24 protein-coding genes are annotated in these 25855 nt (G+C 63.4%); 7 read left to right on the top strand and 17 right to left on the bottom strand.

Features of this window, described 5'->3' with window-relative positions:
* Nucleotides 1-123 precede the first annotated feature (123 nt).
* Complete coding sequence (locus tag ABIB00_RS37005; RefSeq protein WP_354107765.1) at nucleotides 124-714, bottom strand: thiamine pyrophosphate-dependent enzyme; 591 nt, start codon at nucleotides 712-714, stop codon at nucleotides 124-126.
* Nucleotides 711-1265: a phosphonopyruvate decarboxylase gene (locus ABIB00_RS37000; RefSeq protein ID WP_354107764.1), complete on the bottom strand. Its 555-nt coding sequence runs from the start codon at nucleotides 1263-1265 to the stop codon at nucleotides 711-713. Before ABIB00_RS37000 ends, ABIB00_RS37005 begins: the two co-directional genes overlap by 4 nt.
* Before the next feature lie 107 nt (nucleotides 1266-1372).
* Between ABIB00_RS37000 and ABIB00_RS36995 the strand changes: the two genes are divergently transcribed.
* The gene (locus tag ABIB00_RS36995) at nucleotides 1373-2605 is read left to right on the top strand and encodes a cytochrome P450 (RefSeq protein ID WP_354107763.1); all 1233 of its coding nucleotides are present in this window, start codon (nucleotides 1373-1375) and stop codon (nucleotides 2603-2605) included.
* Nucleotides 2606-2743: 138 nt separating this feature from the next.
* Here the strand turns inward: ABIB00_RS36995 and ABIB00_RS36990 are convergent, their stop codons facing one another.
* From ABIB00_RS36990 to ABIB00_RS36950, 9 genes are all read right to left on the bottom strand, one after another.
* On the bottom strand, nucleotides 2744-3607 hold the full coding sequence (locus ABIB00_RS36990) for a sugar phosphate isomerase/epimerase family protein (RefSeq protein ID WP_354107762.1): 864 nt from the start codon (nucleotides 3605-3607) through the stop codon (nucleotides 2744-2746).
* Complete coding sequence (locus ABIB00_RS36985) at nucleotides 3607-4812, bottom strand: dihydrodipicolinate synthase family protein (RefSeq protein ID WP_354107761.1); 1206 nt, start codon at nucleotides 4810-4812, stop codon at nucleotides 3607-3609. Before ABIB00_RS36985 ends, ABIB00_RS36990 begins: the two co-directional genes overlap by 1 nt.
* A 10-nt stretch (nucleotides 4813-4822) precedes the next feature.
* Nucleotides 4823-5974, bottom strand: a complete 1152-nt coding sequence (locus ABIB00_RS36980; RefSeq protein WP_247288534.1) for a Gfo/Idh/MocA family protein — start codon at nucleotides 5972-5974, stop codon at nucleotides 4823-4825.
* Nucleotides 5971-7368, bottom strand: a complete 1398-nt coding sequence (locus ABIB00_RS36975) for a hypothetical protein (RefSeq protein ID WP_354107760.1) — start codon at nucleotides 7366-7368, stop codon at nucleotides 5971-5973. The genes ABIB00_RS36980 and ABIB00_RS36975 overlap by 4 nt, the downstream gene beginning before the upstream one ends.
* Nucleotides 7369-7583: 215 nt before the next feature.
* Complete coding sequence (locus ABIB00_RS36970; protein ID WP_354107759.1) at nucleotides 7584-8432, bottom strand: ABC transporter ATP-binding protein; 849 nt, start codon at nucleotides 8430-8432, stop codon at nucleotides 7584-7586.
* Nucleotides 8429-9421, bottom strand: coding sequence for an ABC transporter substrate-binding protein (locus ABIB00_RS36965; protein WP_354107758.1), 993 nt, complete (start codon nucleotides 9419-9421; stop codon nucleotides 8429-8431). Before ABIB00_RS36965 ends, ABIB00_RS36970 begins: the two co-directional genes overlap by 4 nt.
* Before the next feature lie 51 nt (nucleotides 9422-9472).
* Nucleotides 9473-10282, bottom strand: coding sequence for an ABC transporter permease (locus ABIB00_RS36960; protein ID WP_354051877.1), 810 nt, complete (start codon nucleotides 10280-10282; stop codon nucleotides 9473-9475).
* A gap of 218 nt (nucleotides 10283-10500) precedes the next feature.
* On the bottom strand, nucleotides 10501-11208 hold the full coding sequence (locus ABIB00_RS36955; RefSeq protein WP_247349673.1) for a TetR/AcrR family transcriptional regulator: 708 nt from the start codon (nucleotides 11206-11208) through the stop codon (nucleotides 10501-10503).
* Between the two features lie 149 nt (nucleotides 11209-11357).
* Nucleotides 11358-12206 carry a VOC family protein gene (locus tag ABIB00_RS36950; RefSeq protein WP_354107757.1) on the bottom strand — a complete coding sequence of 283 codons (849 nt, stop codon included), beginning with the start codon at nucleotides 12204-12206 and terminating at the stop codon, nucleotides 11358-11360.
* 212 nt (nucleotides 12207-12418) lie between these two features.
* Here ABIB00_RS36950 and ABIB00_RS36945 point away from each other — a divergent pair, with 212 nt between their 5' ends.
* Both ABIB00_RS36945 and ABIB00_RS36940 read left to right on the top strand, forming a co-directional pair.
* The gene (locus ABIB00_RS36945; RefSeq protein ID WP_247342754.1) at nucleotides 12419-13312 is read left to right on the top strand and encodes a sugar kinase; all 894 of its coding nucleotides are present in this window, start codon (nucleotides 12419-12421) and stop codon (nucleotides 13310-13312) included.
* A gap of 17 nt (nucleotides 13313-13329) precedes the next feature.
* Nucleotides 13330-14247 carry a ribokinase gene (locus ABIB00_RS36940; RefSeq protein WP_354107767.1) on the top strand — a complete coding sequence of 306 codons (918 nt, stop codon included), beginning with the start codon at nucleotides 13330-13332 and terminating at the stop codon, nucleotides 14245-14247.
* Here the strand turns inward: ABIB00_RS36940 and ABIB00_RS36935 are convergent, their stop codons facing one another.
* Entirely contained in the window at nucleotides 14248-15468 is a 1221-nt protein-coding gene (locus ABIB00_RS36935) for an NAD(P)/FAD-dependent oxidoreductase (RefSeq protein ID WP_354107756.1), read from the bottom strand. It lies immediately after the preceding gene.
* 241 nt (nucleotides 15469-15709) lie between these two features.
* Here ABIB00_RS36935 and ABIB00_RS36930 point away from each other — a divergent pair, with 241 nt between their 5' ends.
* Nucleotides 15710-16504 (top strand): enoyl-CoA hydratase/isomerase family protein, encoded by a 795-nt coding sequence (locus ABIB00_RS36930; RefSeq protein WP_354107755.1) that lies wholly within the window; start codon nucleotides 15710-15712, stop codon nucleotides 16502-16504.
* A gap of 17 nt (nucleotides 16505-16521) precedes the next feature.
* On the opposite strand, the gene ABIB00_RS36925 is transcribed toward ABIB00_RS36930, so the two are convergent.
* The 4 genes from ABIB00_RS36925 to ABIB00_RS36910 all read right to left on the bottom strand — a co-directional run bounded on the left by ABIB00_RS36925 (nucleotide 16522) and on the right by ABIB00_RS36910 (nucleotide 21423).
* Nucleotides 16522-17862: a TRAP transporter large permease gene (locus ABIB00_RS36925; protein ID WP_354051885.1), complete on the bottom strand. Its 1341-nt coding sequence runs from the start codon at nucleotides 17860-17862 to the stop codon at nucleotides 16522-16524.
* On the bottom strand, nucleotides 17859-18437 hold the full coding sequence (locus tag ABIB00_RS36920) for a TRAP transporter small permease (RefSeq protein ID WP_354107754.1): 579 nt from the start codon (nucleotides 18435-18437) through the stop codon (nucleotides 17859-17861). Before ABIB00_RS36920 ends, ABIB00_RS36925 begins: the two co-directional genes overlap by 4 nt.
* Before the next feature lie 193 nt (nucleotides 18438-18630).
* On the bottom strand, nucleotides 18631-19626 hold the full coding sequence (locus ABIB00_RS36915) for a TRAP transporter substrate-binding protein (protein WP_247441341.1): 996 nt from the start codon (nucleotides 19624-19626) through the stop codon (nucleotides 18631-18633).
* 72 nt (nucleotides 19627-19698) lie between these two features.
* A complete protein-coding gene (locus tag ABIB00_RS36910; protein ID WP_502917946.1) occupies nucleotides 19699-21423 on the bottom strand; it encodes an IlvD/Edd family dehydratase in 1725 nt (574 codons plus the stop codon).
* 173 nt (nucleotides 21424-21596) lie between these two features.
* On the opposite strand from ABIB00_RS36910, the gene ABIB00_RS36905 reads away from it, so the two are divergent.
* Both ABIB00_RS36905 and ABIB00_RS36900 read left to right on the top strand, forming a co-directional pair.
* Complete coding sequence (locus ABIB00_RS36905; RefSeq protein ID WP_354107753.1) at nucleotides 21597-22277, top strand: GntR family transcriptional regulator; 681 nt, start codon at nucleotides 21597-21599, stop codon at nucleotides 22275-22277.
* Between the two features lie 228 nt (nucleotides 22278-22505).
* Nucleotides 22506-23777, top strand: a complete 1272-nt coding sequence (locus tag ABIB00_RS36900) for an MFS transporter (RefSeq protein WP_354107752.1) — start codon at nucleotides 22506-22508, stop codon at nucleotides 23775-23777.
* Nucleotides 23778-23818: 41 nt separating this feature from the next.
* Here ABIB00_RS36900 and ABIB00_RS36895 read toward each other — a convergent pair whose 3' ends face one another.
* Nucleotides 23819-24643, bottom strand: a complete 825-nt coding sequence (locus ABIB00_RS36895) for an NAD-dependent epimerase/dehydratase family protein (protein ID WP_247342729.1) — start codon at nucleotides 24641-24643, stop codon at nucleotides 23819-23821.
* Nucleotides 24644-24733: 90 nt separating this feature from the next.
* Between ABIB00_RS36895 and ABIB00_RS36890 the strand changes: the two genes are divergently transcribed.
* Nucleotides 24734-25714, top strand: coding sequence for an SMP-30/gluconolactonase/LRE family protein (locus tag ABIB00_RS36890; RefSeq protein ID WP_354107751.1), 981 nt, complete (start codon nucleotides 24734-24736; stop codon nucleotides 25712-25714).
* Nucleotides 25715-25855 lie beyond the last annotated feature (141 nt).

Below are 25855 nucleotides of genomic sequence, written 5' to 3'. Positions count from 1 at the left end.
TGCCGTCATAGAGATCACACGGATTCCCGATTCTGGAACCCCTCACCCTCGACCCGAGTCAATCCGTCGCACCAGATATGTGCATGCCCTAGGGCGAAGGCCGGGGCCGCTGGGGAAGCCAGCCTAGATCGGCTGAAAGCCGAGGTCGCCCCGGATCCGGTTGAGAATGTAAGTCCCATCCCGACTTGGCAAGATTCGCTCCAGATTGGCGCTGTCGATTTTCACGTTGGCGAATCGTGGTCCGGCCGAGACGTCGTGGACGGCTTTGGCGAAGGCCTCGACCTCGGCCATGGTTGTCACAGACCGGCTATCCCCGATGCCGCAGGCCCTGGCGACGCCGACGAGGTCGGCGGCGGCCGAGGTGTGGCTGGTCTGGCCGCCGGTCTCGCCATAGGCCTCGTTGTCGAGCACCGCGATCGAGAGGTTGGACGGCTTCTGCAGGCCGATGGTGGCGAGGCTGCCCAGCCCCATCAGCATCTCGCCGTCACCGGTGATGACGAGCACCGGCAGTTTTGGCTGCGCCAGCGCGAGCCCGAGGCCGATCATCGCCGCGCCACCCATGCCGCCCCAGAGATAGAAGTTGCGCGCGTGGTCGCCAGCCGCGCACATGTCGTTGGTGGAAGCTCCGAGGCCGCCGATCGCAACCACGTCCTTGCGGTTCGCAAGCAGCGCGGACACCACCTGACGGCGGTCGAGGAGATTGGCCTTGCTCATTTGGTGAAGACCTTGGCGCCGATCAGGCGCTGCGACAGCAGGACAGCGGTGGGCGTAAGGGCGTTATAGGCCTGTCCAGCCGCCGCCTCCAATACGGCCGGCACCTCGGCCGCGTTCGAGGCACGCAGCACCTGGATGCCTGATAGTTCGAATACGCCCTGCGTGGTCGATCCCATCGGCACCTGCCACGGATTGAACTCGCCCCACTCGCCGCGCATGGTCACCAGCGTGAGGAAGGGAAAGCGCAGGATCGGGATCAGCGACAGCATGTTGATGCAATTGCCGACGCCGCTCGACTGCATCAGCAACACACCGCGCTGTCCGCCGGTCCAGGCGCCGGCCAGCAGCGCCACGCCCTCCTCCTCCGTCGTCAGCGGAATGCCGCGCATCGTGGACGAGGCCAGCACGCGCTCGATCAGCCTCGAATGGCCGGCGTCGGGCACGTAGGGCACCTGCCGGACGCCGAAGCGTTGCAAGGTCGCGAAAATATCGTCGGGCCAATGAGTGCTAGACTCGGCGGCCGTGTCGGCAGCGTCAGCGCGCGCGTGCATTTTCCTGTCCGGTCGGCTTGCAAATCATGGCACGACTGTAGACGGTGACCCGCGTCGCTCGAAAGGGCGAAAACAGCATATCGGACTCAACCGGCGAGTATGGCGGCATGAACGCAAGTGCGAATGAACTGGCAGCCAAGTTCGATCTGGAGAAGCTGACGTCCGACTTCTACGCCGATCCCTACCCGACTTATCGTGCACTGCGGGAGAACGCACCGGTCAAGCGCCTGCCCAATGGCACCGTGTTCCTGACCCGCTATGACGATCTGGTCACGACCTACAAGAACACAAAATCGTTCAGCTCGGACAAGAAGCGCGAGTTCGCGCCGAAATACGGCGACACCCCGCTCTACGAGCATCACACCACCAGCCTCGTCTTCAACGATCCGCCGGCGCATACGCGCGTACGGCGCCTGATCATGGGCGCGCTGTCACCGCGTGCGATCGCGGGGATGGAGCCTGATATCATCAAGCTGGTTGACGGCCTGCTCGACGCCGTCGCCGCCAAAGGTGATTGCGAACTGATCGAGGACTTCGCCGCATCGATCCCCATCGAGGTGATCGGCAATCTGCTCGACGTTCCCCATGACGAGCGCGAGCCGCTGCGCGACTGGTCGTTGGCGATCCTCGGTGCGCTCGAACCGGTGGTGTCGCCTGAAGTGGCTGCCCGCGGCAATAAAGCCGTGACGGACTTTCTCGCTTATCTCTCGACGCTGGTCGTGCGCCGTCGCGAAAGGCCCGGCAATCCCGAACGCGACGTGCTGACGCGACTGATCCAGGGAGAAGGTAATGGCGAGGAGAACGGCGAGCGGCTGACCGAGAAGGAGTTGCTGCACAATTGCATCTTCCTGCTCAATGCCGGCCACGAGACCACCACCAACCTGATCGGCAACGGCCTCGTGACGCTCGACCGGAATCCGGATCAGAAACAGCGCTTGATCGGCCATCCGGATTTGATCAAACCTGCGGTCGAAGAGATGCTGCGCTACGAAAGCTCTAACCAACTCGGCAACCGCATGACCACGGAGCGGGTCGAACTCGGCGGCGTCATGCTCGACGCCGGCACGTCGATTACGCTTTGCATCGGCGCTGCCAACCGCGATCCGGCACAGTTTCCGGACCCCGAGAGATTCGACGTCGCGCGCACGCCGAACCGGCATCTCGCCTTCGCCACCGGCGCGCATCAATGCGCCGGCATGGCACTGGCGCGGCTGGAAGGCGCCATCGCGGTCTCGCGCTTTTTGGCGCGCTTCCCGAACTACGCTGTGAGCGGACTGCCGGTGCGGGGTGGGCGAGTGCGGTTTCGCGGCTTTTTGAGCGTGCCCTGCGCGATCGGTTGAGGCCTCAAAACAAAAAAACTCGAAAACAACCCCATGCATAGTAGAAGGTTACCGGCGCGGGATGCCCCGGTGATTCCGCGCAACCCTTTGACATCGCAGACCATCAGCGCTGCCGCGCGCAACGGATTCCGAGAAGGCCTAAACCACCGTCTTGTGCCGCGCGATGCAGGTTTGCAGCACCTCGTCGATCGGTTTGTCCCACCAGCCGTTGGAGAAGATTTCGATCTCCGAATAGCCGGCAAAGCCCTGCGCTTCGACCGCTTCGCGCACCGATTTGATGTCGATGACGCCGTCGCCCATCATGCCGCGATCGTTGAGGATGTCTTTCGTCGGCACCAGCCAGTCGCAGACATGAAAGGCCAGCAGGCGATTCTTGCCGGCGCGCGCGATCTGGTTCATCAGCTCCGGGTCCCACCAGATGTGATAGACGTCGAGCGCGACACCCAGCATGCCGCTGCGATCAGGATCGAGCCGGTCGCAGATGTCGAGCGCCTGCTTCGTCGTGTTGACGCAGGCGCGGTCCGCCGCATAGGCCGGATGCAGCGGCTCGATCGCCAGCGGCAGCTTTGCCTGTTTGGCGTAGTCGAACATATCAGCGAGCGCTTCCTCGACCTGCGTCCGCGCGCCGGCGATGTCCTTCGACGCCTTGCTGCCTGGCCGCGAATATTGCGGCAGGCCACCGACGACGAGAACGATGCAGGGTGCTCCCAGCGCCTTGGCTTCGTCGACGCAGCGCCGGTTGTCGTCGCGCACCTCGTCTCGGCGCGCAGCGTCGGATGTGAACATGCCGCCCCGGCAATAGCCTGATAGGTCGAGACCGGCATCACGCACCGCACGCGCGGCACGATCGAGGCCGACGGCCGCGACCTGGTCGCGCCAGGGATCGATGGCGCGGATGCCGTGCCTTGCACAGGCGTCGATGATCTCGACGAGGTCACCCTGCTTGCGGACCGTCGCCGTGTTGAGCGACAGCCAGCGATGGTCGGACGAGAAATCGCGCATCAGGATTCGATTCCGTGCGAGGCCAGCACGGTCTTCATCCGTCGCGTCGCAAGTTCAGGATTGGCAAGCAGACCGGCCTGATCGGCAAGGCGGAACAGCTCGGCCAGATGCAGCATCGAGCGCGTGCTCTCCTGCCCGCCGACCATGGTGAAATGGTCCTGGTGGCCGTTGAGATAAGCCATGAAGACAACGCCGGTCTTGTAGAAGCGCGTCGGCGCCTTGAAGATGTGGCGCGACAGCGGCACCGTCGGTCCCAGCACATCGTGGAAGCCGGCCTCGTCGCCGGCTGCCAACCGCGACAGCGCGTAGGACGCCGCCGGTGCGATCGCATCGAAGATGCCGAGCAGCGCGTGTGAAAAGCCTTCGCCGTCGCCGGCGATCAGCTCCGCATAGTTGAAGTCGTCGCCGGTGTACATCTTGATGCGCTTGTCGAGACGCCTGCGCATGTCGATCTCGCGCTGCTTGTCGAGCAGCGAAACCTTGACGCCGTCGATCTTGGCCGCGTTGCCGTTGATGATGGCGACCGCCGTGTCCATCGCCTTGTCGAGATCGTTGGTGCCCCAATATCCCGTCAGCGCCGGATCAAACATGTCGCCGAGCCAGTGGATGATCACGGGCTCGCGAACCTGCGACAGCACACGGTCGTAAACCTTCGCATAGTCGTCAGCATTGCGACCCAGCTTGGCCAGCGAGCGCGACGCCATTAAAATGATGCGACCACCGACCTTTTCGACCGCCGATATCTGCTCCTCATAGGCGCGGATCACGTCGTCGAGATTCTTGGCGTCCTCGACCGCGAGATGGTCGGTGCCGGCTCCCGAGAACACCAGCGCGTTGCGATGCTTGGCGGCAGACACCGAACGCGTGATGAGCTCCAGCGAAGTCGGCCAGTCCAGCCCCATGCCGCGCTGCGCGGTGTCCATGGCTTCGGCGACGCCGAGTCCTAGGTCCCAGACATGTTCACGGAAGGCGATGGTCTTGTCCCAGTCGATCGCAACCGAAAGCCAGGGATCGTTGTCGGCGAAGGGATCGACCACCGTATGCACCGCCGAAAATGCGACGCGATTCAGCGGTCCCTCGAGCTTTGCGGGAAACGTTCGCGACGCCGCGAGCCGATAGGTTTCGATCGAACGATCGGCCTTCGGCAGCTTGAGCGACAGGGACGACGTTGAAGGGACAGGCTTGGGCAGGACGGGCTTATTCATTGTTCCCTCCTCAGACCTTGATCGGGGCGACGTCGATCCAGCGCCGCTCCTTCCAGCTCTTCAACGCGCATTCGGCGAGCTGCACACCCTTGACGCCTTCGAGCAGCGTGAACTTGTAGGGCGCATCCTCGTAGACGTGGCGGATGAACATCTCCCACTGCTCCTTGAAGCCGTTGTCGTAGGTGACATTATCCGGCAGTTTCTGCCAATCGCCGTAAAAGTCATGCAGCCGCTTCTCGTCGGGATTCCACACCGGCCGGGGTGTTGCCTGCCGCGCCTGGATCATGCAGTCCGAAAGGCCGGCGACTGCCGAGCCGAGCGTGCCGTCGACCTGGAAGGTGACGAGATCGTCGCGATAGACGCGCGTCACCCAGGACATGTTGATGTGGGCGATGGCGCCGCCCTTGAGCTGGAACGTCGCATACGCGGAGTCGTCGGCGGTCGCTTTGTACTTCTTGCCCTGCTCGTCGAAACGCTCGGGAATGTCGGTGTTGCCGATGCAGCTCACGCTCTCGACCTCGCCGAAGAGATTGTCGAGCACGTAGCGCCAATGGCAGACCATATCGAGGATGATGCCGCCGCCGTCCTCGTCGCGGTAATTCCATGACGGCCGCTGCGCCTCCTGCCAACCACCTTCGAACACCCAATAGCCGAACTCGCCGCGTACCGAGAGGATGCGGCCGAAGAACCCGGAGTCACGCAGGAAGGCGATCTTCTTCAGGCCCGGCAGGAACAGCTTGTCCTGCACCGTGCCGTGCTTGACGCCCTTGGAATTGGCGAGCTTGACGACCTCGAGCGCCGCCTCGAAATTCGTCGCGATCGGCTTCTCGCAATAAACGTGCTTGCCGGCATTGATGGCTTGGGTGAGCAGACCGGGGCGCGCCTGCGTGGTCGCGGCGTCGAAAAACATGGTGTCGTTCTTGTCGGCGAGCGCCGCGTCGAGGTCGGTGGTCCAGCGCGTGATGTTGTAGCGCTTGGCCAGCCCCTCGACCTTCTCGGCGCTGCGGCCGACCAGGATCGGATCAGGCATCACGCGATCGCCGTTCTTCAAACGGACGCCGCCTTGCTCGCGGATCGCGACGATCGAGCGAATCAGATGCTGGTTCAGGCCCATGCGGCCGGTGACGCCGTTCATGATAAGGCCGAGGCGTTGGGTGGTCATACCGATTGCTCCCTAGGTGATTTTGGCTGTTCGAGCAGACGCAGTGCCGACCAGTCCGGATGGACCGACGTCGCAAAACCCGCTCGGTTGAGCGATCCCGTCAGGAGATCGCCGTTGTGAATCGAAAGCCTGATGCCCTGCCCCGCATCGGCGTAGAGATCGTGATGCGCTGCCGCGAAGGCCTGGGCTTCGGCGGCAGGCGTCTCGCCAAAACCGTCGACATAGTGATGACCGTTGCGCTCGGCGTGGGCGATGCCGATGAACGCGCCGAGCGCGAGATCCTGCTGTACGGCGAGGCCCGCCTGGCAGGTGAGGTCCTCACCGGTCACGAAGAATCTTTCGCCGCCCGCGCTCCATTTCGCCGCACGCGTCGCGTTGACGATGGACTTGTAGAGCCCCTTGCAGGACTTCGAGGAGATGCCGCAATAGCCGAGCGCCCGGGCCGCAGGAAACGCGTCGTAGGAATCATCGGCCTCGTCGATGATAAAGCCACGCGCGGCCAGCGAACCCAGCGGTGATTGCCGGGTGATATCGCGCGGCATCGGCTGCTCGACGTAGAGCAAGCGCGACGCGATCGGCCGCAATGTGGGATCACGATCAAGCCGGTCCATCAGCGCCTGCAACGCCGCGAGATCGGCATATTGCTCGTTGGCATCGAGCGTCGCCTTGTAGTCACGTCCAAGCGTATCGAGCTCCTTGCCAATGCGCGCCAGCCGCACTGCGTCGGCCACGGGATCGCCCGACAGCTTCAGCTTGAAGTATCTTGCACCGGAGTTCTCGCGGGCATCGGCAATCCCGCCCTCACCTTCAACGGTATCATCGAGGCCGACGGTATGCCTGATGGCAACACGCGACAGCGGCTTCCGGTCGGACAGGAACGTCGTGAGGTCCGTTTCCTTCAGGTCAGGCGACAGCCGCGCATCGATGCCGGCGATGTTGCCGCCCATGCCGTCGAAAAAACTGGTCTCGGCGGCACGGAGCAGCGCATCGAGGACCGCCTTGTCGATTTCCGCGGGGCCGTAAGCCGCCGCAAGCGCCGGAATATTCTTTTTCGCACAGGTCGCGACCTGGGCACCTATGCACGAGGCATGCAGATCGAATGCCGTCAGAAATCCAGTTCGCGCAAGATAAAGCCGCCGCGCGATCTCCAGCGAGCGGCGCAGATCATCGACGGTCTGTGCCGGCGACAGCTCCGGCCGCTTGTCGAACCATTTTGGTACCAGCAGCTCGGCGCTGGCGCCGACCGCGGTCCCCTTGCCTTCGACCTCGATCTCGACCCGCACGAACAGCTGCGGCGTCGCGTTGATCGTGATCGCGCCAAAGCGGAACGGCCGCGCAAACTGCACGGGACGTTCGAAGAACGCGATATCTCGCAGCTTCAGGCGCGGTGACATGGTGCTTCCGCATGTGAGCTTGTTGGAAACCGGTCTGGCCGCTCGGACGGTCCACCTCGCCCGCTTGCGGGAGAGGTCGGCGCGCAGCGCCGGGTGAGGGTTCTTTCCGCGACGGGACAATCCCGATGCGGAGATACCCTCTCCCCAGCCCTCCCCCGCACGCGGGGGAGGGAGCGCACCGTGCATGTGGTCGGGCTGGAGAACACCATCGCTAACTAATCCAACGCCCCTTGCGAGAAGAAATGCTTGCGGATGCGTTGCACGAGTTCGGTGAAGACAGGATCAGCCATCACGTCGAGCGAACGTGGACGCGGCAGTGGCACGTCGTAGATCGCGGCGATCGCGCCGGGCCGCTCGGTCATGACCAGCACGCGATCGGCGAGGAACACCGCCTCGGGGATCGAATGCGTGATCAGCAGCACCGTTTTTTTCGTTTCGCGCTGGATCCGCATCAACTCGACATTCATGCGCTCGCGCGTCAACGCATCGAGCGCGCCGAACGGCTCGTCCATCAGCATGATCTTGGGATCGTGCACCAGCGCGCGACAGATCGAGGCGCGCTGCTGCATGCCGCCGGAGAGTTGCCATGGCAGCTTCCTCTCGAAACCTTCGAGCCCGACCATCTTCAACAGCGCCTTGGCGCGGTCGAGATATGTCTGGCGCGGCAGCCGCTTCATGTCGATCGGAAGCATCACGTTGGCCAGGATGTTGCGCCATGGCAGTAGCAGCGCGTTCTGGAACACGATGCCGACATTGCCGTGCGGCGCCGTCACCTTCTCGCCCTCGACCAGGATCTCACCCGTCGTCGGCGGCAACAGTCCCGAGATCAGCTTGAGCAGCGTGGACTTGCCGCAGCCGGACGGGCCGACCACGACGAAGAACTCCCCATCATTGATGTGAAAGTCGAGCGGCCGCAGCGACGGCACGTCACCGTCGCGCGTCCGATAGGTTTTGGACACGCCGGACAGGTTGATGCCCGACGCACCGCCGGCGGCCCGGTCGCTCACCAGTCTCAGATGCGCGGCGGGCAGCACGGCTTCGCTCGATACTGTCGCAGGTTTCACGAGCCGCTCTTCGGCAGATAGTCGTTGGTGTAGAACGCCTTCGGGTTATCCTTAGCCTTGGCATCGAGCCCGCCATATTCGACCATCAGATTGACGGAGTCGGTCATGTTCTGGTCGGTGACCTGAAACGGCCGCTTGCTCTTGGTCTCCGCAGTCCGGTAGAGCGGAATGGTCAACTCAAAACCCTGCGTCAGCGTATCGATCTTGCCGCCCTTCGGGTTGGCGTCGAGGATCGACTGCGCCGCCGCCTTCGGCTCCTTCTCGGCGGCCTCGACCGCCTTTGTCGTCGCCGACATGAAGCGGCGCACGAGGTCGGCATTGGCCTTCACATAATCGGTGTTGGCGATGATGCCCGAGGAGACCATGTTGATGCCGTAGTCCGCGAACTTGATCGGATAGACGTCCTTGCCGGTGGCGTCCTTGATCTTCATCGACTGGTCCATGACGTAACCGAGCAGGAGGTCAGCCTGGCCGTTGATGACCGCATTGAGCTTGGTCTGGCCGTCGCCCGCGACGGTCTGGAAGTCGCTCTCCTTCAGGCCGGTCTTCTTCAGGAACAACGGCCAGATCTGCGTCATGGAATCGGCAGGCGTGATCGCGACCGTCTTGCCCTTGATGTCCTCGGGCTTCCTGATGTTCTTGTCGACGAAACCCATGGCGGACATCGGGCTGGTCTGGAGCAGCACGCCGGTCGCAACCACCGGCGCGCCCTTGATCGCGGCGCGCATCATGGTGGGTACGTCGACATAGCCGAAGTCGGCAGTCTTGGCGGCGACGGCCTGGGTGGTCGCCGCCGAGCCGCGGCCTTCCTGGATTTCGAGGTCGATGCCCTCGGCTGCGTAAATGCCCTTGGCCTTACCGTAATAGAACGGCGCGTGCTCGCCATAGACGTACCAATTTAGCATCAGCACGACCTTGTCGGCCGCCTGTGCCGGCATCGCCGCAAACATCATCAACGCTGCCGAGATAGCCCCTATCCACCGCTTCATCGTCACTCTCCCTTGTCGTTATGTTTCGACCGTTGATGGCCGTTGCTTAAGTTAAGATGCGAAAATCACGTCCTCACGCTGGCTGACATGCCAGGGAATGACCAGCTTCTCGATGCGGTCCACGACCCAGAACAGGATCACGCCGAGCAGCGCGAGGATCACGAGCGCTGCGAACATCGTCGGCAGGTCGAACGTGCCGATCGAGCGCTGCATCACGTAGCCGATGCCGGAATTGGAACCCACGAACTCGCCGACGACGGCGCCGACCACCGCCAGCGTCACCGACACTTTGAGGCCGGAGAAGATCGCGGGCAGCGCATGCGGCAGGTTCACGGCACAAAACACCTGGAAGCGGCTGCCCTGCATGGCGCGGGCGAGATCCACCATGTCGGGATCGACCGATTTAAAGCCCTGCACGGCGGAGACCACCACCGGGAAGAAGCCGAGCAGGAAGGCCGAAATCACTTTCGGAATGATGCCGAAACCGAACCACACCACGAACAGCGGCGCGATCGCGATCTTCGGCACGGATTGCGAGAACACCAGCAGCGGATAGACATAGCTCTCCACCGTCTTGGAGCCCGCAATCAGCATGGCGACAGGAATGCCGAACAGCGCCGACAGCAGGAAGCCGCAGACGGTGGCATAGGTGGTCGGCCATGACTGGCGCAGCAGTTCCGGCCATTCGGTGCGCAGCACCGCCAGGACATCGCCCGGCGCCGGGATCTGGTAGGCGGGGATTTTGAACAGCCGGATCGCGAGATCCCAAGCGACGACGATGAAGACAAGGAACAGGAACGGCCGAATCCAGGCCGCATTCAGCATCTTGGACACCGCACTCTGCGGCTTCAGCTCAGCCACGTTCTCACTCCCGGTCGTCTTGTTCGTTGAGGGAGAAATTAACCGATTGGGTAAATACTGTCCAGAGGTTTCCCTGTGACGTTTTGCGCCTGTTCCCCCGCTGGTCGTGCCCGGGCTTGTCCCGGCCATCCACGTCTCTCCTCACGCGGAGACGCGCTTGGATGGCCGGGACAAGCCAGGACAAACCCGGCCATGACGGATCCGGCGAGAGCTTGAGATTAAACCGTCTGCGCCACCGCGGCGCGCGACTTCGGCGCCTTGACGATCTTCAGCAACTCCGCCGAGCGCCCCGTCAGCGCTGCCAGCACGAGGCCGACCATGTGGGCCAGCCGCTCGTCCTTGGCATCCTTGGCCAGCAAATCGCGGCCGAAGATCACGCTGAGCGTCGCCGAGTTCGAGAGATAGAAGAAGCAAAGCCCCGCGATCGAGATGTAGAGTTGCACCGGATCGACCGCGACCTGGAAGTCGCCGCTCTCGACGCCGCGCCGCACTACGGTGCGGATCATCTCGACGAAGGGCGAGTGCATCGATTTGACCTTGGTCGAGCGCTTCAAATGCTTTGCGCGCGCGAGGTTCTCGGTCTGGAGCAGCGACAGGAATTCGGGATTGCGCAGAAAGTAATTCCAGGTGAACTCGATCAGGCGCCTGATGGCCTCGGGCGGGTCGAGGTGCTCGAGATCGAGCCCACGCTCCTCGCTGCGGATCTTGTCATAGGCGCCTTCGAGCACCGCGAGATAGAGCTCGTCCTTGTTGCCGACGTGATAGTACAGCATCCGCTTGTTGGCGCCGGCCTGTTCAGCAATGCGATCGACACGTGCGCCGGCAAGACCGTGGGCCGAGAATTCCTGCTTGGCGGCTTCGAGAATGCGCAGCCGCATCCCCTCGGGATCGCGCTGCCATTTCAGAGTTCGCTTTGCCTTCGCCAAACCGGTTGCTCGCTGGGTGGTCTCAGGATGGATGTAACACGCGCTCGCCGTCATTGCGAGGCGCCCTTGCGACGAAGCAATCCAGACTGTCTCCGTGGAGGGATTCTGGATTGCTTCGCTGCACTCGCAATGACGGGGAAAGGCTTAACCTACTCCACCGGCTTCGGCGAGCGCTCCAGCAGCACCGTCTGGATGCTGCAAGTGCCGGTCCTGACCGTCATCACCCGCGTGCCCGGCTTGCGGCCGTTGCGGACCTCGGTGACGTCGAGGCCGCCAGCGATCAGGCGGGCGCGCGTGGCGTCGATGTCGGTCACCCGCCAACTCAGGCCCCAGAGGCGGTCATGCAGGGAGTCGCCGCCCGCGACGGGGCGGCGCACCACCTCGACGACGAGATCGCCGCAGCGGAAGAACATCAGCTGGCCCCAATCCTGGTGCGAGCGGTCGAGCGCCAGATCAAGTCGGAGCCGCGCGCCGTAGAGCGCGGCGGCGCGCTCGGAGTCCTCGGTGGTGATCACGACGTGGTCGAGCGCGTCGATCGGCGCGATATCGGTCGCAGGCGAAAGCGGACGCTCATCAGCCAGTTCGAGGAAGAACATGCGCACCCCGCGCGTGAGCTCCGTGGCGGCGCGCGTCCGCTTCCAGTGGAGGACCGCACCGCTCTGCGCGTCGCTGCTTTCGACCTCGGCAACACCATCCGGCTTGAGCGCCACCCGCTCCAGCCGCCGGTGCATTTTACCCATGTCTGCGACACGAAAGCACAGGCTGGCGAGCACACCCTCTTGATCGCCGAGCAGCGCGCGCATGCGGTCGGCGGTCACGCTGAATCCGTTCGGCGCCATCAATTCGATCGTCATGTTCGCGAGGGTGAACAGCACCCGGTCAGCGCCCTCGCCCGAGTTCTGCCAGGCCGGCGCGCGCCCGAGCAGCGTCTGATAGGCCGCCTTGGCCGTACCGATATCCCTGACCAGAGCGACGACGTGATCGAGGCCGGTGATCATGTTTTCCCCCTGTTGGATCGGCCCGGAACCGTGGACCGAGAGACGGCGTTTGTCCGGGCTTGGCATTGCCCGGTGATGGTCGTATTCCGGCCGCATGCCGACCTCAAGCACTCCGAGCGGCGGTTTTGCGAATAATTTCAGCGGTCCCTCAGCGGGACCGGTGTTACAGTAAGCGCGCCGGCCGGGACCACAAAGCGCATCACGGACAAGCAATGCAGGCTCTCTTTATCGGACAGACCTATATCGACGTCGTCTTCATTACCGACCACATGCCGACCGGCGACGAGAAGCACGTGGCCTCCGACTACGCGGTTTCCTTCGGCGGCAACGCGGTGACAGCGGCGTTCTGTTGCGCCAAGCTCGGCATCGTGCCCGATCTGATCGCCACGGCGGCCAATGACTGGCTCGGCCGCATGTTCATGGACATGTGCGCGAAATACGCAATCTCGCTGCATGGGCGCAAGGTCAACCAGTCCTCGCTGTCCTTCATCATGCCGAAGGACGGCAAGCGCGCCATCGTCCGCTGCCGCGACGACGACCACATCCATCCGTTCCCGATGCTAAATCTCGGCGGCTGCCGCGCGCTGCATGTCGACGGCCACCAGCCCGATGCCGCGATCCACTACGCGAAAGTCTGCCGCGAGGCCGGCATCCTGACCTCGCTCGACGGCGGCGGCCTGCGCACCAATACGCACGAGCTATTGGAATTCATCGACGTCGCAATCGTTGCCGAGCGCCTGTGCGAACAGATGGACCTGACGCCGGAGAAGATGCTGGACTACCTCAAGAGCCGCGGCTGCAAGATCGGCGGCATCACCATGGGCGAGAAGGGCCTGCTCTGGTACAACGAAACAGGCGCGGTCGAGATCATGCCGGCGATGCCGATCCCGCGCGAGCGCGTGATCGATACCAACGGCGCCGGCGATGTCTTCCACGGCGCCTATGTCTATTCCTATCTCGCCCATCCCGGCAAAAGCTGGCGCGAGCACTTTGATTTTGCCCGCGCCGCCTCGACCTTCAAGATCCAGCGTCTAGGCAACGAAGCCGGCCTGCCGACGCTTGTCGACATCGCCAAGGTCAGGCACGAGTTCGAGGCCAGGGTCTAGCGTTCGCAGGAGTCATGATGGGACGCGTCTTCGTCGCCGGCAGCATCAACATGGATGTAGTGGCGACAGCCGATCGCCATCCCCGGGTCGGCGAGACCGTCGCCGGCAAGCAGGTACTGTATTTCCCGGGCGGCAAGGGCGCGAACCAGGCGGTCGCGGCATCGCGGCTTGGCGCCAGGACCACGCTGATCGGACGGCTCGGCAAGGATTCGTTTGGAGGTGAGCTGAATGCTTTCCTTGGCGATCAGGGCATCGATCTCGGCTACCTCCAGGAGACGACTGAGGCCCACACCGGCACCGCGATTATCACCGTGGCGGACGCCGACAACACCATCATCGTCATTCCCGGCGCCAATGCGCTGGTCGGCGCTGATGATGTCAGCGTTGTACCGATGTTGAAAGGCGACGTTGCCGTCAGCCAATTCGAAATCCCGCTGCCGACGATTGCCGCGTTCTTCCGGCGCGCCCGTGCGGCCGGGGCCACGACGCTGCTCAATCCGGCCCCGGCGCAAAACATGTCCGGCGAATTGCTCGCGCTCGTCGACATCCTCGTGCTGAACGAGACCGAACTCGGCTTCCTCGCCGGCGTGGAGTTGTCTGACAGAGACGAGGCTGCGCGGATCATCGACGTCGCGCGAAGACTTCAGGCACGCGAGGACCAGACCATCTGCGTGACGCTCGGCAAGCGCGGCGTGCTCGCGCTCGCCGGACGCGAGGAGTTGTCGGTGGCCGGTCGCGCGGTGAAGGCGATCGACACCACAGGCGCGGGCGATTGTTTTGTGGGAGCGCTCGCGGCACAACTCGCCGACGGCGCAGCACTGCGCGCGGCACTCGCGTTCGCCAATGCCGCCGCCTCGATCTCCGTGCAGCGCATGGGCGCGGGGCCGTCGATGCCTACGGCGGCGGTAGTCGCCGCCGTCCTCAATGCGAGCTGATCACGCCAGCGCGCCTTTCAGGTCAAAACTTTCATCAGCGGCCTGCTCCGGCGTGATCGAGCGATCCAGGCCGAACAGGCGGCGGCCGAACATGTGATCGCCGGCGCGGTTGATCGATTCGATGCCGAGCAGCTTCTCGCCCTTGTAGCAGAACGCCGAGAACGCCTTCCGGGCGGGATCGCCGCGGAGCACGACACGGTCGTAGCCGGTGGTGAGGCCCGCGATCTGCAGCTTGTCGTCCCCCTGGTCGCTCCAGAACCAGGGATGGCTGTCATAGGCCTTCCGGTCGCCGGTCAGCCGCGCCGCGAGGCAGCGGGCGTGATCGGTGGCGTTCTGCACCGATTCCACTCGCAGCGATCCGCCGAAGCGCGGGCTCGCGAACAGCGCGCAATCGCCGATTGCCGAGATATCGGGATCAGCGGTCGAGAGATATTCGTCGACGATGATGCCGGCAGCAACCGGCAGCCCCGCCTCCGCCGCAAGCTCGATGTTCGGCAGCACGCCGACGCCGACCACGACGAGATCGGCGGGCAGATGCCTTCCGTCGCTCAAGGAGACGCCGGTGACCTTGCCGCCCTCAGCCTCGATCGCGGTTGCCTGTACGCCGAGGTGAATGCGGATGCCGGCCTCGCGATGCCGCGCCTGAAAATACTCCGAGACCTCCGCCGTCACCGCGCGCGCCATTACACGCGGGGCGAGTTCAAGCACGTCGACCTCTAGCCCCTTGATGCGCGCAGTGGCCGCGAATTCCAGTCCGATGAAGCCGGCACCGATGACCACGACGCGCGTCTTCGACGGGATGATCTTTCGCAGCGCCTCGCTCTCATCGAGGATGCGCAGATACTTTACGTCAGGGAGATTGGCGTTGGGCAGATCGAGCAAACGGTTGCGCGCGCCGGTCGCCAGCACGAGATGGCCGTAAGGCAGCGTCTTTCCCGACGCGAGCAGTACCTTGCGCCCCGCGCGGTCGATCGACACCACGCGGCCCGCGATCAGCTCGATGGTCTGGTCCTGGTAGAACCTCTCCGGCCGGAACATCAGGCTCTCCGGCCCGGCCGCGCCCTTGATATAGGCCTTGGACAGTGGCGGCCGTTGATAGGGCAGATGCGCCTCGTCATTGACCAGGCAGACGGTAGCGGAAAAACCTACCTGGCGCAGGGATGCCGCGACCTGGTAGCCGCCATGACCGGCACCGACAATGATCACTGGACCATCCGTCATCGGAACAGCCCATTTCCGGAGACACGAGCGTAACCCATGTCGTCTCCTCTCTCGCTGGTTTTGATTTTCTGGCCCAGGAGGAGCCGGCGCTCGTGTCCGTCCCTCGGCAAAGGCAGGTACATTTGAGCCTATCGTTCCGGCTTGCGCAAGAGCACCGGGCGGGGCACTGGCGGCCGGGGATTGTCACCCCTCGCCTTCTGCGATCTAGTTGCAGCAGCGACCTCATGCCTGGAATTTTCCGATGCCAGCTCCAATCTCCCAACCCGACGACCCCGCTTTGCTGCGGATCGACGGCCCGATTGCGACCATCACGCTCAACCGCCCCGCCGCGTTCAACTCGATCAATCTGGCGAGTGCGCAAAAGCTCGAGCAGCTCGCGGCCTATATCGAGAGCGCTGACGACATCAAAATTGTGGTGATCGAAGGCGAGGGCCGCGCCTTTTCAGCAGGCGGCGATCTGCAGACGATTGGTGCGGCGGCCGAGACCAACACGGTGACGCCTGTCCTCGGCGAGCTATTGAAGCACTATCATGCCTTCATCGAGATCATCCGGCGCATGCCGAAGATCTCGCTCTCCAGCGTGCACGGCTCAGCCGCCGGCGCCGGCATGGGCCTCGCCTTTGTCACCGATCTCTGCATCGCCGCAGACGACGCCAAATTCACGCCGGCCTACGCCAAGATCGGGGTCTCACCGGATGGCGGATCTACGGTCGGGATCGTGAACACGGTCGGCCCGCGTCGCGCGCTCCAGATTTTCCTGTCCGAGGACAGTTTTACCGCGCAGCAGGCCCATGAATGGGGCCTGGTCGCGAAGGTCGTTCCCGCGACGGAGTTGAAGGCGGCGACGCGACAACTCGCCGAGCGTTTGGCGCAGAACCCGGCGGCGGCAATTGCCGGCACCAAATCGCTGGTCTACCAGGCCGCCACAACGCCGGTGAAGCAGCAGCTCGACGCCGAGGAGCACAAGATCATCATGGCGATGAACACGGAGGAGTTCCGCGCCGCGGTCAAGAAGTTCACCAGCAAGAGCAAGTAGCGTTCACTCAAGCAGGCTTACTTGGGACAGATATAGCCCGTGCCCGCCGGCGACTTGAAGCATCCGACCGATTCCGGCAGCACTTTCTGCGGCAGCCACAGCACCACGCTCGGGAAGTAGATCGCGAACGCAATCGTCCCAAGGAACACGAGGTAGATCGGCAACGCGGCGCGTAGCGCTTTTGCAAAACTGACGCCCACGAATTTCGACGCCATCAGCAGCACCAGGCCGTAGGGCGGTGTGATCAGACCGAAGGCCAGCGTTGCGATCAGCACCACGCCCATATGCACGGCGTTGATGTCGCCGGCTTCCGTCAGTGTGTTGACCAGTGGCATGAAGATGATGATGGTCGGCACAGGCTCGATGAAGTCGCCGACCACGGTGAAGAGCAGCACCATCAACAGCATGATCAGGTGCGGGTCGTTGCCGGCCATCGAGGTGATGACATCGGCGATGTAGCTTGCGCCGCGCAGATAAGCGAGCATCCAGCCGAACGCATTGGCGGCGCCGATGGTGATCAGCGGCAGCGAGAAGATCAGGCCCGCAAGACAGAAATCGTACGGGATCTTCCTGATGTGCCCGCGGTTGAGCGCGGGGATCACGACGACGACAATCCAGACGACGGCCACGACGCCCGCTTCCGTCGGCGTGAACCAGCCGGTGAGAATGCCACCGAGCAGGATGACAGGGATCATCAACGGCAGCGCCGCATCGCCCGCCGCGAACACCACCTGCCGCAGCGGCGCGCGCGGCTTGCGCAGGCCGGAGGGCCCGAAGAAATAGCAGTAGATCATCAGCCCGAAGCCGATCATCAGCCCCGGCACGACGCCCGCCATGAACAGACCGGCGATCGAGACGTTGCCGACGGCACCATAGACCACAGCGGTGATGCTCGGCGGCACCAGCGCTGCGATGGTCGAGGCGGAGGCGATGATCGCGGCGATGAAGGCGGGCTCGTAGCCCTCGCGCTTCATCGGGCCGCCCAGCGCGCGGCTCATCACCGCGACGTCGGCCGTGGTCGAGCCTGACATCTCCGAGAAGAACATGCTGAAGACGACCACGACCTGCGACAGCCCGCCCCTGATATGTCCGACCAGCGACACCGAGAGATTGGCTATTCGTACCACCACATTGGCCGAGCTCATGAGCTCGCCGACCAGCAGGAAGAACGGGATCGCCAGCAGCGCCTCGGAATCGACGCCGTCGAAGATCTTCTGGATGATGGCGGCGAGCGACACGTCGGAGAGAAGGGCGCCGATGAAGACGCCGGCCATCAGCGAGAAGGGCACGGGCACGCCGAGATAGCCGAACGACAGAAAGCAGATCGTCATCAATGCCAGGACAATGGGTGCGCTCACGGCTGCGCCCTCATCTGTGCGTCGGTGATGACGTGCGCTCCGTCCTCCTCGGGCGGCTCGGGGTGGTCAAAACCGTTGCGCAAACCGTTGACGAGCTGCTCGATGGTAAACAGGCCGATCAGCACGCCCGACAGCGGGATGATCGCGTAGAGCGAAGCGATCGGCGTCCCGGACGGCAGGCGGAAACTGCCGAAGCCGCGGAGATAATTCTGGTAGCCGTACCAGATCAGGCCGAAGGCGACGCCGAGCACGACAAGGCGGATGATCACCTCGACGATCAGCCGCGACGTGCCGTGCATCGCCTCGGAGATGGCGGTGAGATAAAGGTGGTCGTTGCGCCGGGTCGCAGCCGCGGTGCCGACGAAGATCGCATAGATGAACAGCGTCGAGGTGACTTCCTGGAGCCACAGCCAGGGATGGCCGATGGTGCGGGTGACGATGTCGGCGGTCACCGACAGCGAGAAGCCGAAGCAGAGCACGCCGCAGAGGATCATCAGCGCAAGCTCGAGCCAGTCGAGCCCGCGCCATTTCAGATGACGTTGCCGTTGCACCAGCAGTTTGTCGGCGATGGCCATTCAACTTTCCCGTCGTCCCGGAGCTATCGCAGGCGACAGCTCGGAAGCTGCCGAACGTGCTCGGCCTGCATGGTTCGAGATGCCCGCTGCGGCGGGCTCCTCACCATGAGGGTCTAAAATCTCGCCTGAAACGTGACCTCATCCTGAGGGCCCGCCGTAGGCGAGCGTCTCGAAGGATGGCCACAGGGGCGGCTTAATTGACCGACCGGATCAAATCCTTGATCTTCACGGCATGCGGGCCGAGCTCCTTGGCCAGCTTGTCGAGATAGGGGTCGGCGATCGCCGCAAAGCTCTTCTTGTCGACGTTGTCGACGATCTTCACGCCCATTTTCTTCAGCTTCTCGGCCGCGCTGCGCTCGAGATCGAAGGCCTTTGCCGGCTCCTTCGTGCTGATCTCGTTGCCCGCCGCTTGTACCCAGCCCTTCTGCTCGGCCGAGAGGCTCTGCCAAAGCTTGTCGGAGATGAACACCAGCGCGTTGTTGGCCTCGTGCTCGGTGATGTTGAGCACTGGCGCGACCTCGTAGTGCTTGTTGACGAGGTAGACATTGATGCTGTTCTCGGCGACGTCGACGACGCCGGTTTGCAGCGAAGTGTAAACGCTGCCGAACGGCATGTGCACGGTCTGGGCGCCGTAGGCCGGGAACATGGTGTCCTCGGTCGCAGTCGCCTGCACGCGGATCTTCAGGCCCTTGATGTCGCCGACATTGTGAATCTCCTTCTTGGAGTACATGTGGCGCACGCCCTGCGATCCGGTCGCGATGACGTGCAGGCCCTGCGTGGTCTCGTCGATCAGGGCCTTGAGGGCTTCGAACACTTTTGGATCGGCCAACCCCTTGACCACGTGATTTTCGTCGCGGAACAAATAATGCAGCGACATCACGCCGGCCTGCGGCGAGATCGTCGCCGTATTGGCGGATGAAATGATGGAGAATTCGACGTCGCCCGCTTTCACGAGCTGGAGCACCTGCGGCTCCTGCCCGAGCTGCGCGCCCGGATATTGATCGATGATCATGGTGCCCTTGCTCAATTCCTTGAGCTTCTCGGCAAAGATATCCCCGGCGATCGAATAGCCGGTATTGCGCGGCTGGTCGTAGGCGAAGCGATAATGCTTCACCTCCTGTGCCGACGCGCTCGTGACGAAGAGAACAGCGGCCGTTGCCACCAGTCCAAGCATGGATCGTGCAATCATCGTTTCCCCCTGTTTTTATCGCCCGCCGCTTTAGCGGTCTGAGCGTTCGTGCGGGTGATTGGTCACCCTCTCTTAGTCTTTCTGCTCAGTCTTCTTCCCAGTCCTCTGCATAAAATCGAAGTCGCAGCCCTCGTCGGCCTGCATGATGGTTTCGTTGAACAGCCAGGCGTAGCCGCGCCGCGCCTCGTCGGGAGCGGCTGCCGGCTTCAAGGCGGCATGGCGCCGTTCCAGCTCGGCCGCATCGACCAGCAGCTCGATGCTGCGCTTGGCAACGTCCAACTGGATCATGTCGCCGTTCCTCACCAGCGCCAGCGGTCCGCCGACGGCGGATTCCGGTGTGATGTGGAGAACGATGGTGCCGAACGCGGTGCCGCTCATGCGCGCGTCGGAAATGCGCACCATGTCCTTGGTGCCGCCGCGCGCGAGCTTCTTCGGGATCGGCAGATAGCCCGCCTCGGGCATGCCGGGCGCGCCTTTCGGCCCGGCATTGCGCAGCACCAGCACGTCGTCGGAGTTCACGTCGAGATCGGGATCGTCAACCCGCAAGGTCATGTCCTCGACGGATTCGAACACCACCGCGCGCCCGGTGTGCTGCAACAGTTTCGGGCTTGCAGCCGACTGCTTGATGACCGCACCGCGCGGCGCGAGATTGCCATGCAGGACGGCAAGGCCGCCTTCCCTCTTGATCGGATTGTCGCGCGGACGGATCGCGTCCTGGCCGGGCACGTCTTCCGCATTCGCGACGACATCGCGCAGGCTCTCGCCCGTGATCGTCTTCGCGTCGAGATCGACGAGATCTCCAAGCTGCGCCAGCAGTTTCGGCACACCACCGGCGTGATGGAAATGCTCCATATAGTGCTCGCCGGACGGCTTGAGATCGACCAGCACCGGCACCTCGCGGCCGATCTGGTCGAATACCCCGAGATCGAGCCGGTGCGGCGAGCGATGCGCCATCGCGGTGAGATGGATCAGGCCGTTGGTCGAGCCGCCGATCGCCTGGAGCACGACCTGCGCGTTCTTGAACGACGCCGGCGTCAGAAACTCGCTCGGCTTCGGCCCCTTGGTCTTGGCCATTTCCGCGGCAACCCTGCCGCTCGCCTCGGCCAGGCGAAACCGCTCGGCATGCGGCGCCGGGATCGTCGCGCTCATCGGCAGCGACAGGCCCATGGCTTCGATCATGCAGGCCATGGTCGAAGCCGTGCCCATCACCATGCAGGTGCCGACCGACGGCGCGAGACGGCCATTCACCGCCTCGATCTCGACACCGTCGATCTCGCCGGCGCGATACTTGCCCCACAGCCGGCGGCAATCGGTGCAGGCCCCTAACACCTCACCCTTGTGGTGGCCCACCACCATCGGGCCGACGGGGATGACCACGGTCGGCAGGTCGGCGCTGATCGCCGCCATCACCTGCGCAGGCAAGGTCTTGTCGCAGCCGCCGATCACGATCACCGAATCCATCGGCTGGGCCCGGATCATCTCCTCGGTATCCATCGCCATCAGGTTGCGCAGATACATCGAGGTTGGATGCGCAAAGCTCTCGGCGATCGAGATCGTGGGGAACACGAACGGCATCGCGCCCGACAGCATCACCCCCCGCTTGGCCGCCTCGATGATCTGGGGGACGTTTCCGTGACAGGGATTGTAGTCGCTATAGGTGTTGGTGATGCCGACAATCGGGCGCTCGAGCGCGTCGTCGGAATAACCCATGGCCTTGATGAACGCCTTGCGCAGGAACAGCGAGAAGCCGGCATCGCCATAGCTCGTCAGCCCTTTGCGCAACCCACTCGTCATCATGCCACTCCGATCACCAGGTCATTGTCGTACAGCCTGCCCCTTGATTGTCAATAAGGCAGAGATCAAACCCGCCATTTTCTGGATCAACATGCTGGTGGACGGTCAGATTATTGACAATCCTGATCTACCCTGCTCCACAGAGAGAACCGGCCAAGCGCCGGGAGGCCGAGGGCATGTCCGACATCCGCACCGCAGACGCCACCACGATCCGGCGCGACGATCCGGACGATGTCGTCGCGCGGCTCGAGGAGGACATCATCTTCGGCCGCCTCGCGCCGGGCGCACGCCTCACCGAGGACGCGCTGATGTCGGCTTACGGCACCTCGCGCCACTTTGTGCGTCAGGCCCTGGTGGACGCGGAGCGCCGCGGCATCGTCCGCCGCGAGAAGAATGTCGGCGCCACCGTGCGGTTCTATTCGGCCGAAGAGATCCGACAGATCTACGAGGTCCGGGAGATGCTGACGCGGCAGGCCGCGCTGATGATCCCCCTGCCCACGCCGCAAGACCTGATCGACGAGCTCTCCGCCTTGCAACGGCAGTATTGCGCCAAGGCGGAGGTGCGGGATCTGCGCGGCATTCACGAGGCCAACGACGCCTTCCACGTCGCGCTTTTCGCGGCCTGCGGAAACCCGTATCTGGTGCGCTCGCTGCAGGATTACATGAACCTGACGCTGCCGATGCGCGCCAAGAATCTCGCCGACCGCGACGGGCTGGCGCAGTCGCGGCGCCAGCACGAGATGATGATCGAGCTGTTGAAGGGCCGCGACAGCTGGGCGCTGGCCCAGCTCTGCGTCGACCACATGCAGTTCAGCAAGAAAGACTATCTGGCGCGGATTGCCGGCGAGGCGAGCTAGTGCGGCCATTCCTTCGCTTCTTCCCGCTTGCGGCTTTGGCGGCTCCTCACCATGAGGGTTTGATAGCTCACCGCGAAACGCGACCTCATAACAAGCCGGCGCACCGCGCCGAGACAGCCATTAAAACTATTGTCAACCCATCGAAATAACGCAGATCCAGAATAGATAGGAACCGCCGTCCGGCGGCACATCGCGTCTCCTCACCTGTCTCCTCCCGAATGAAATGGCATGACCGAACAAACCCTGACCGAGCCGATCGCCGAGCGGCAAGCGCCATCCCGCGGCTTTTCGCGCTACCAGGCAATCCTGGTTGCGCTGCTGGCGCTGGTGCAGTTCACGATCATCATCGATTTCATGATCATGTCACCGCTCGGCGCCATCATGATGCCGGCGCTCGATATTTCGGCCGCACAGTTCGGGGTGGCGGTCTCGGCCTATGCATTCAGCGCGGGAATTTCCGGCATCATGGCGGCTGGCTTTGCCGATCGGTTCGATCGCAAGCGGCTGCTGCTGTTTTTCTATGCCGGCTTTACCCTTGGCACGGCGCTTTGCGCGATCGCGCCCAACTATCATCTGTTGCTGCTGGGGCGGATCGTGACCGGCCTGTTCGGCGGCGTGATCGGCTCGGTCGTGCTCGCCATCGTGACCGATCTGTTTGCGCTGCAATTGCGCGGCCGCGTCATGGGTTTCGTGCAAACCGCCTTCGCTGCAAGCCAGGTGCTGGGCATCCCGGCCGGTCTTTTCCTCGCCAACCAATGGAACTGGCACGTCGCGTTCGGCGCACTGGTCGGCCTTTCGGTGATAGGGATGGCCGCCGTGCTGTTCCTGATGAAGCCGGTGAACGGTCATCTCGCGCTGAAGCAGGATAGAAACCCGTTCCGGCATCTGGTCGCAACGGTCTCGCAGCCACGATATTGGATGGCGTTTTCAGTGACGACCCTGCTGGCGACCGGCGGCTACATGCTGATGCCGTTCGGCAGCGCCTACACCGTGCACAATCTTGGCATCGATATTGTGCATCTGCCGACGATCTATCTCGTCTCCGGCCTGTTCAGCATCGTCATCGGCCCATTGGTCGGACGCGCGAGCGATGCTTTCGGAAAATACCCGACCTTTGCCTTCGGCAGCGCCATGTCGATCGTCATGGTGTTGATCTACACGCATCTCGGCGAGGTGAGCCTGACGGTCGCGATCCTGGTCAACGTCCTGATGTTCGTCGGCATCTTCTCGCGCATGATTCCGTCGCAGGCGCTGATTTCCGCAATCCCCGAGCCGGCGCAACGCGGCTCTTTCAGCGCGGTCGGCGCGTCCCTTCAACAATTCTCCGGCGGGCTCGGCTCAGTGCTCGCCGCCGCGCTGATCGCGCAGGATGCCGACGGTACGCTCCGGCATTTCGACCGGCTGGGATACGTCGTCGTGACGACGGCGGTGATTTCCTTGATCCTGATGTATTTTGTGCAGAGGCCCATCGCGGCCCAGGCCGGCAAACGCGTGGTCTAGGGCGTCGATTCCGAGGCCCTAGATTTGCGAATCATCCGCCCCTATCGCTTATTCCAATCGATGATCCGGCTTGTGTCGCCGTCGAACTCGTTGCTGCAGAACGCGCCGCCCTGATAGTGATCGCCGATCGGATCGGGCTTCATCTTGGCCTGCTCGGCCATCGCATGCGCCACGTGGTCCTCGGAGCGCCCCGTGGGGCGGTAGCCGAACTCGTAGGCGCGGTGGTTGTCCCACCAGGCGCGCTCGTTCAGGGACACGCCGTAGAAAACCTCGAAATGAATGTCGGGATGCTCGAGCCCGATCTGGCAGAGCTGCACCAGATCTTCCGGCTTAAGCCAGATCGAGATCCGGCGAAGGTCCAGCGGCACGTCGCCGAAATTGCCAATGCGAAGGCAGGTCACCTTCAGGCCATGCTTGTCGGCGTAGAGGGCGCCGACCGCTTCGCCGAACACCTTGCTGACGCCATAGCGGCCGTCGGGGCGCGGGGTAACGTCGGTGCCGATCTTGTGGTGGCGCGGATAGAATCCGACGGCATGGTTCGAGGAGGCGAACACCACGCGCTTGACGCCCTTGCGATACGCCGCCTCGAAAAGATTGTAGCCGCCGATGATGTTGGCCTGGAGGATGTCATTCCAGGGACCTTCAACCGAATAGCCGCCGAAGTGGATGATGCCGTCGACGCCCTCGCAGATCGCTTCGCACTGCGCAAGGTCGGACAGATCCGCCGCCTTGAATTGCTCGTTCGGGCCGAGGTCGGCGGGCGGGCGGATGTCGCTGAGCAGCAGGTCCGGATAGATCGGCGGCAACAATTTTCGCAGGCGCGTTCCAATCCCGCCCGAAGCTCCCGTCATCAAGATGCGCGGCATGTCTTTCCTCGTATGTGCGACCGATTTGCGGCCGTAGATATCTGATGCTAGCAGACTTGGACAGAGGGAACGCAACAACGAGAATTGCACATGAACGATGCATCGTCCCATAACCAGGATCGGCCTCAAGGCTGGCGGCCGGCGACGTATTACCCCGATCCGGCGATCAGCGCACTCGATCCCCGCTTCGAAAAATACTGGCTGAAGCTCTCGGCGGTGGAACGGCTGACCACCGGCCTGCGCTGGGCCGAGGGACCGGTCTGGGTCGGCGATGGACGCTATCTGTTGTGCAGCGACATCCCCAACCAGCGCATCGTCAAATGGGAGGAGGAGACCGGCGCGGTCTCGGTGTTCCGCAAGCCCTCCAATTTCGCCAATGGCAACACCAGGGACCGCCAGGGCCGGCTCGTCACCTGCGAGCACGGCGGGCGACGCGTCACCCGCACGGAATATGACGGCACCATCACTGTGCTGATGGACTCGTTTGGCGGCAAGAAACTCAACTCGCCGAACGACGTCGTCGTGAAGTCCGACGGCGCGGTCTGGTTCACCGATCCCACTTTCGGCCTGCTCGGCAATTACGAGGGCTACAAGGCCGAGCCCGAGATCGAGCCGAACGTCTACAGGTTCGATCCCACGACCGGCAAGGCGACTATCGTTGCCGAAGGCGTGCTGGGGCCGAATGGCCTGTGTTTCTCGCCGGACGAGAAGATTCTTTATGTCGTGGAATCACGCGGCGTGCCGAACCGCAAGATTCTCGCCTATGACGTCTCGCCAGACGGCACGACGATCTCCAACAAGCGCGTCCACATCGATGCGGGTCCGGGCACGCCGGACGGCATGCGCTGTGACATCGACGGCAATCTTTGGTGCGGCTGGGGCATGGGCGATCCCGAGCTCGACGGCGTCGTGGTGTTCGCGCCCGACGGCGTCATGATCGGCCGCATCGCACTGCCCGAACGCTGCGCCAATCTCTGCTTCGGCGGCGTCAAGCGCAACCGCCTGTTCATGGCCGCGAGCCAATCGATCTACGCGCTGTATGTGAATACGCAGGGCGCGGTCGGGGGATAGGCCCTACGCCGGTCGTACAGCGTTCTCCTCGTCATTGCGAGGAGCGCTTGCGACGAAGATTCCATGGGGAGTGGATAGCGACCAAGTCTGAGGCCAGACTGAGGTTGCAATACCACCCAACCTGGAGACGACGATGTTGCT

The organism is Bradyrhizobium sp. LB14.3, from assembly GCF_040547985.1.
Taxonomy (GTDB): domain Bacteria; phylum Pseudomonadota; class Alphaproteobacteria; order Rhizobiales; family Xanthobacteraceae; genus Bradyrhizobium.
Note: the sequence above shows the minus strand (reverse complement) of the source record. Positions and strands in the feature narration are given on the sequence as shown.